This window comes from Photobacterium pectinilyticum, from assembly GCF_024357955.1.
In the GTDB taxonomy this organism is placed as follows: domain Bacteria; phylum Pseudomonadota; class Gammaproteobacteria; order Enterobacterales; family Vibrionaceae; genus Photobacterium; species Photobacterium pectinilyticum.
The window spans coordinates 1-6,748 of record NZ_JANEYT010000137.1; the positions used below are offsets into that span (position 1 = coordinate 1).

Here is a 6,748-nt window from a genome sequence, read left to right on the forward strand (position 1 = left end):
TAGGTAAAAAAATCGCGATCGCGGCCGCTCTCTAAAAAAGAACCCCACTTAAAAAGTGGGGTTCGTCAGCAATCTGAAGCCCGCAAATGCGGGCTTGTTAATAATTACAGGAACTTACTCAACCCGTTCGAAGACGGTAGCGATTCCCTGACCTAAGCCGATACACATGGTCGCAAGACCAAACTGAACATCTTGATGTTCCATTAGGTTGATGAGAGTGGTTGAAATACGGGCACCGGAGCATCCGAGTGGGTGACCGAGGGCGATGGCACCACCATTGAGGTTGACCTTTTCTTCTACTACATCCAGCAGCCCGAGATCTTTGGCACATGGCAAAGACTGGGCGGCAAAGGCTTCATTGAGTTCTACCATGCCAATATCATCGATAGTCAGTCCTGCACGCTTGAGTGCTTTTTGACTGGCCGGGACCGGCCCATAACCCATAATGGAAGGATCGCAGCCTGCAATTGCCATAGCTTTGACTCGGGCACGGATCGTCAGCCCCAACGCCTTGGCTTTATCCTCGCTCATCACCATCATGGCCGAAGCCCCATCAGATAAAGCAGAAGAAGAGCCAGCGGTAACAGTGCCGTTGACCGGATCGAACACCGGACGTAGTGTGGCTAGGGACTCAGCTGTGGTCTCTGGGCGGATCACCTCATCCTGGGTCAACAGTGTCAGGCGGCCATCGACATCATGGCCTTCAGTCGGAAGGATCTCGCTGGCAAACCGACCTTCTATCGTGGCGGCATGGGCACGCTGGTGGGAGCGGGCAGCAAAGGCATCCTGCATTTCCCTGTTGATACCGTGCATACGCCCCAGCATTTCTGCCGTCAGCCCCATCATTCCTGCCGCCTTTGCGACGGACTTTGACATTCCGGGATGGAAGTCGACTCCGTGGTTCATTGGGACGTGGCCCATGTGCTCGACCCCACCGATGATACAGGTATCGGCATCGCCAACCATGATCGCACGGGCTGCATCATGTAGCGCCTGCATAGAGGAGCCGCATAGACGGTTGACGGTTGTTGCGCCAACGGTGTGAGGGATCCCAGCGAGTAGAGCGGCGTTGCGGCCAATATTGAAACCTTGCTCCAGTGTCTGCTGGACACAGCCCCAGTAGATATCTTCAATACTACCCGGATCAATTTGCGGGTTGCGTGCTAGTAGTCCTTTCATTAGGTGAGCTGACAAGTCTTCTGCGCGGACATGGCGGTAGGCTCCGCCTTTTGAGCGCCCCATCGGTGTCCGGATACAATCAACGATTACAACGTTATTCATTTTTAATTCCTCATCCTTAAGCCATGATCACGCGTTGCTCGGTACAGGGTAGTAACGGCCGTCTTGGGCGGCTTTCTCACGCAGCCCAGCCGGTACTTCGTAAACGGCGCCAAGGTGAGCATAGCTATCTGCCAGCTGGACGTAGTTGGCCAGGCCAAGGGTGTCTAGGTAACGGAATACACCACCACGGAATGGGGGAAAGCCCAAGCCGTACACCAGAGCCATATCGGCTTCAGCCGGGCTGGCAATGATCCCTTCCTCTAGGCAGCGAACCACTTCGTTAATCATTGGAATCATCATCCGGGCAATGATTGCCTCGGCATCATACTGACTGGCACTGCCCGAAACCGGCGCAAGCAGCTTAGTAACATCCGGATCGGCCGTTTTCTTTGGTTTGCCTTTGCGATCGGTGCTGTAAGCATAGAATCCTTGGCCACTCTTTTGACCGTAGCGGCCATTTTCGAACATCACATCGACGCCATCTTTGTAGTCTTTGCCCATTCGCGCAGGGAAGCCTTCGGCCATCACGGCCTGAGCATGGTGCGCAGTATCAATACCGACTACATCCAAGAGATAGGCAGGACCCATTGGCCAGCCAAATTGTTTTTCCATCACTTTGTCGATTTGCTGGAAGTTGGCCCCGTCGCGTAACAGTAGGCTAAAGCCAGCGAAGTAAGGGAACAGCACACGGTTGACGAAGAACCCCGGGCAGTCGTTTACCACAATAGGGGATTTACCCATCTTGGCAGCATAGGCGACAACTCGGTTGATGGTTTCGTCAGAGGTCTGTTCACCGCGGATAATCTCGACCAAAGGCATGCGGTGCACTGGATTGAAGAAATGCATCCCACAGAACTTCTCTGGGTGTTTTAGTGACTTGGCGAGTAAGTTGATAGGGATCGTCGAAGTATTAGAGGTTATTACGGTATTTTCACCCACCAAGCCTTCGACTTCACTAAGTACTGCCGCTTTGATTTTGGGGTTTTCGACCACAGCTTCAACCACTATGTCGGTCTCTTCTGCACCGGCGTAGTGTAGGCTTGGAGTGATCCCGCTAAGAACTTTCGCCATGCCTAGGCCATCAATACGCCCGCGTTCGAGCTGCTTGTTCAGTAGTTTAGCGGCCTCTCCCATACCAAGATCAAGGGACGCATCGCTGATGTCTTTCATCAGTACTGGTACGCCTTTAAGCGCCGATTGGTAGGCTATGCCACCACCCATAATCCCGGCACCTAGCACCATTGCCTTGCTGGTGGGTTGTCCGGCTTTAGCCGCTTTTTTTGCTTGCCCCTTGATGTACTGGTCGTTAAGGAAGATCCCAACCAGCGATTTGGCGACATCGGTTTTAGCCAAGGTGACAAAATGTTTGCTTTCAATCGCCAGTGCTTCGTCTCGTTGGCACCTTGCTGCTTCCTCGATGGCCTTTACGGCAGCCATTGGCGCCGGGTAATGTGGTCCGGCGACTTGTGCAACCATGCCTTTGGCCATGGTAAAGCTCATGGTCGCTTCGATTTTGTTAAGAGTCAGTGGTGCTTTTTTCTGGGCGCGGCGTGATTGCCAATCTAGCTTACCGGCAATAGCGTCTTTTAGCATGGCCAGTGCTGCAGAATGTAATTGCTCGGGTTCGACAACGCCATCGACAAGACCTAGCTTAAGGGCATCGAGGGCTTTTTTGTCTTTACCGGCAGTGATGATCTCCATGGCGGAGTCAGCACCGATCAGGCGGGGCAGGCGAACGGTGCCACCAAAGCCAGGCATGATACCGAGTTTGGTTTCTGGCAAACCGATGCGGGCTTTGCTATCGGCCAAGCGTAGATCGGTGGCCAGAATACACTCACACCCCCCGCCCAGAGCATGGCCATTGACGGCTGACAGGGTTGGAACCGATAAGTCTTCCAATTTATTGAAGATGTCGTTGGCATGGGTTACCCACTGTGACAACTCCTCTACCGGCTTAGTAAATAAGCCGAGAAATTCAGTGATATCAGCCCCGACGACAAACGCGTCTTTGCTTGAAGTGATCAATAGGCCCTTGAGGTCGCTCTGATGGTAGAGCGCATTAAGGGCTTCATTGAAGCTTTCAAGGGTTTTTAGATCGAACTTGTTGATTGCGCCGGGAGCATTGAGGTTGAGCTCGGCGATGCCATCTTCCAGATAGCGAGCGGATAGGGTTTCACCTTGGTAAATCATCTTCTATCTCCATGAGTTCCGGTCTGTGCCGAATTTGATTTAACTGGTTTGACCTGTCAGTAGGTTAAATTATAGTCTGAACCTGTTGTGCAACTATTACAATACTTATTTTAAACATTTGTTTAACTTTTGTGGTTGGTAAGAGGTTCAGTCGATCAGGGGTGTGTGGGCGGATAAGGTTTTTTTGTTTTTTATATCAAGTGGGTAGTTGTTTTTGGGGTGCGCCTAAGATTTTTATTATGTTGTTATTAATTTGTAGTGTTGAGCGGTTTGTTAATCGTAAATGGGACTATCTGTGAGCACAGTGCTGCGGACGTATTTCAATCGAAGGAGCGATCGGTTTGAAGAATCGACTAATATTCGTGTCTATGTGCTGCCCCGTGGACAAATTACAGCAACTACCGAGGTTGTGGTATCCTGAGATATTCCACCTATAACAGAGAAATGCGGCAGGATATGACCGTCAGTGAGCCTTACCTGATCCCGGCAAGTAGTGCGACCTTCGAAGAAGAAATTAAAAAAAGCCGCTTTATTACTTATTTGGCACATACCCCAAATGTGAAGGCAGCCAAGGCATTCGTCCAGTACATCAAAAACCAGCACCATGATGCTAGACACAATTGTTGGGCTTTTGTCGCTGGGCGGCCTGAAGATTCGATGAAGTGGGGATTCAGTGATGATGGGGAACCATCGGGAACAGCCGGTAAACCTATCCTTGCTCAACTGGCTGGATCAGGCGTCGGGGAGATCACCGCCGTTGTTACCCGCTATTCTGGCGGTATAAAGTTGGGGACTGGTGGCTTGGTTAAAGCCTATGGTGGGGGTGTTCAACAAGCCTTAACTGTGCTGCAAACCAAAGAAAAGTTAATAACTTCGGAACTGCTGATCAGCTGCGGGTATAATCAGGTATCGCTGGTGGAGTCATTGGCCACGGAATTCTTAGGCTGCCAGATCGAAGCTGACTATGGGCAGCGGGTCACACTGGTGATTGAATTGGATCGCCGTCAGGTCGAGGCATTCAGTGCGACACTCTTCAGCCGCAGCGGTGGGCAGGTGAGTGCGGTCGACCGTTCAGAGTAGCTCTGTTAACTTTTTCAATATATAGATGAGAGCCTAATAGGCAATGCAATTTCGTTCCATTATCAGGATTGTCGGGCTATTGCTCGCCTTATTCAGTGTCACCATGCTGGCGCCAGCGTTGGTGGCATTTATCTATCGTGACGGTGCAGGTTTGCCGTTTGTCGTGACTTTCTTTCTTCTTTTTGCCGGTGGTGCATTGTTGTGGGTGCCAAACCGGCATTACCGCAGGGAGCTCAAGGCAAGGGATGGCTTCCTTATTGTCGTGTTGTTCTGGACTGTTATCGGCAGTGCCGGTGCGGTACCTTTTATTTTGGCCAAAACCCCCGACTTGTCCACGACTGACTCCTTTTTTGAATCCTTTTCGGCACTGACGACAACCGGTGCTACGGTGATTGTCGGGCTCGATTATCTTCCCAAGGCTATTTTATTTTACCGCCAGATGTTGCAATGGTTCGGAGGCATGGGGATCATCGTCTTGGCCGTTGCCATCTTGCCTGTACTTGGTATCGGTGGGATGCAGTTATATCGGGCGGAAATTCCTGGCCCGGTTAAAGATAGCAAGATGACCCCGCGTATTGCCGAGACTGCTAAGGCTCTCTGGTACATCTATCTCGCCTTGACTATAAGCTGTGCGTTGGCCTTTTGGCTGGCAGGTATGACGGCGTTTGATGCGATAGCACATAGTTTTTCGACCGTGGCGATTGGGGGCTTTTCTACTCATGATGCCAGTATGGGCTACTTTAATAGCCCAACGATTAACATGATCACTGTTGTGTTCCTGCTAATATCGGCCTGTAATTTCTCATTGCACTTTGCCGCGTTTGCTAATGGCGGCATTCATCTGCGTACTTATTGGCGGGACCCGGAGTTTCGGGCCTTTTTTGCATCACAATTAATATTGTTTCTGATCTGCTTTGGAATGTTGCTCAAACACCATTCCTATAACTCGTATCACGATGCGTTTGATCAGGCACTGTTCCAAACTGTCTCAATATCAACCACGGCTGGCTTTACCACCACTGGATTCTCGGAATGGCCACTGTTTCTGCCGGTCTTATTGCTGTTTTCCTCTTTTGTTGGCGGTTGTGCTGGCTCAACGGGCGGGGGGATAAAGGTGATCCGGATGTTCTTGTTGTTATTACAAGGTGTCAGGGAGCTTAAGCGGTTGGTTCACCCGAGAGCAATTTATACTATTAAGGTTGGCAATAAAGCCCTGCCGCAACGTGTTGTCGATGCGGTATGGGGATTTTTCTCAGCTTATGCTCTGGTGTTTGTGATCTGTATGCTGGCATTGATTGCCACTGGTCTCGATGAGCTTACTGCCTTCTCTGCGGTCGCCGCTACGTTGAATAATCTAGGACCAGGCCTTGGTGAAGTGGCAGTGCATTTTGGCGAAGTTAATGACCCTGCTAAGTGGGTTCTCATTATCTCGATGCTCTTTGGTCGTTTAGAAGTCTTTACGTTATTAGTGTTATTTACTCCAACGTTTTGGCGTAATTAGTAGAGGACGGTATGGAAAAAGTATTATTGCTTCACTCCAGCAGTGATGGTCAAACGGTTAAGATTTTAAAATATATAGAAAAAAACCTGGGTGAAGGCTGTGCATGTGAGCTTGTTGATCTGAATACGATAACCTCAGTGAACTTTGCCGACTATAGTCGCGTCCTAATCGGCGCCTCTATCCGCTATGGGCATTTGAATAAAAAGCTATATAAATTTATAGAAAATAACCTCCTTGCCCTGAAACAAGCAAAGGTTGGTTTTTTCTGTGTGAACCTTACGGCACGTAAAGAAGGAAAGAATACACCAGAGACAAGTGTATATATGAAGACGTTCCTCAGGCGTTCACCTTGGCAACCTGAACTGCAAGCTGTTTTTGCAGGAGCGTTGCGTTACCCTCGTTATGGTTGGCTTGATCGGATGATGATTCAGTTCATTATGCGTATTACCGGTGGGGAAACCGACACCAGCAAAGAGGTCGAATACACCGATTGGCAAAAAGTTGAGGCGTTCGCAGACCGTTTTAAGAGCTTTTAAGCTGCCTTTTTGATAGCCTTGTTTGTTTTTTGTTCGAACTGTCAGCTTTGGCCATTTTTTTTTAAATAGCCCCTTGCCAACCAGATCGAACTCTCTATAATGCGACCTCACTGACACGGAGCACGGCAACTTAAGCCGCTAACCAATCAGTATTGTTCTT

At 49.9% G+C, this 6,748-nt stretch carries 5 protein-coding genes; 3 read left to right on the forward strand and 2 right to left on the reverse strand.

Translation table 11 applies throughout. From position 1 onward, the window contains the following. Positions 1 to 114 precede the first annotated feature (114 nt). The gene (fadA, locus tag NHN17_RS25150; protein WP_255045412.1) at positions 115 to 1,281 is read right to left on the reverse strand and encodes an acetyl-CoA C-acyltransferase FadA; all 1,167 of its coding nucleotides are present in this window, start codon (positions 1,279 to 1,281) and stop codon (positions 115 to 117) included. Between the two features lie 27 nt (positions 1,282 to 1,308). Beyond that, a complete protein-coding gene (gene fadB / locus NHN17_RS25155; protein ID WP_255045413.1) occupies positions 1,309 to 3,471 on the reverse strand; it encodes a fatty acid oxidation complex subunit alpha FadB in 2,163 nt (720 codons plus the stop codon). Between the two features lie 456 nt (positions 3,472 to 3,927). On the opposite strand from fadB, the gene NHN17_RS25160 reads away from it, so the two are divergent. The 3 genes from NHN17_RS25160 to hemG are packed head-to-tail and all read left to right on the forward strand — an operon-like array spanning position 3,928 to position 6,588. Further along, positions 3,928 to 4,551: a YigZ family protein gene (locus tag NHN17_RS25160; RefSeq protein ID WP_255045415.1), complete on the forward strand. Its 624-nt coding sequence runs from the start codon at positions 3,928 to 3,930 to the stop codon at positions 4,549 to 4,551. 43 nt (positions 4,552 to 4,594) lie between these two features. Then, the gene (locus tag NHN17_RS25165) at positions 4,595 to 6,052 is read left to right on the forward strand and encodes a TrkH family potassium uptake protein (RefSeq protein WP_255045416.1); all 1,458 of its coding nucleotides are present in this window, start codon (positions 4,595 to 4,597) and stop codon (positions 6,050 to 6,052) included. Positions 6,053 to 6,063: 11 nt separating this feature from the next. Next, positions 6,064 to 6,588, forward strand: coding sequence for a menaquinone-dependent protoporphyrinogen IX dehydrogenase (hemG, locus tag NHN17_RS25170; protein ID WP_255045417.1), 525 nt, complete (start codon positions 6,064 to 6,066; stop codon positions 6,586 to 6,588). The last annotated feature ends 160 nt before the right edge of the window (positions 6,589 to 6,748 follow it).

What these genes read in the sequence shown, in the direction of transcription:
- fadA (WP_255045412.1), bottom strand. Translation starts at nt 1,281, where the DNA reads ATGAATAACGTTGTAATCGTTGATTGTATCCGGACACCGATGGGGCGC.
- fadB (WP_255045413.1), bottom strand. Translation starts at nt 3,471, where the DNA reads ATGATTTACCAAGGTGAAACCCTATCCGCTCGCTATCTGGAAGATGGC.
- NHN17_RS25160 (WP_255045415.1), top strand. Translation starts at nt 3,928, where the DNA reads ATGACCGTCAGTGAGCCTTACCTGATCCCGGCAAGTAGTGCGACCTTC.
- NHN17_RS25165 (WP_255045416.1), top strand. Translation starts at nt 4,595, where the DNA reads ATGCAATTTCGTTCCATTATCAGGATTGTCGGGCTATTGCTCGCCTTA.
- hemG (WP_255045417.1), top strand. Translation starts at nt 6,064, where the DNA reads ATGGAAAAAGTATTATTGCTTCACTCCAGCAGTGATGGTCAAACGGTT.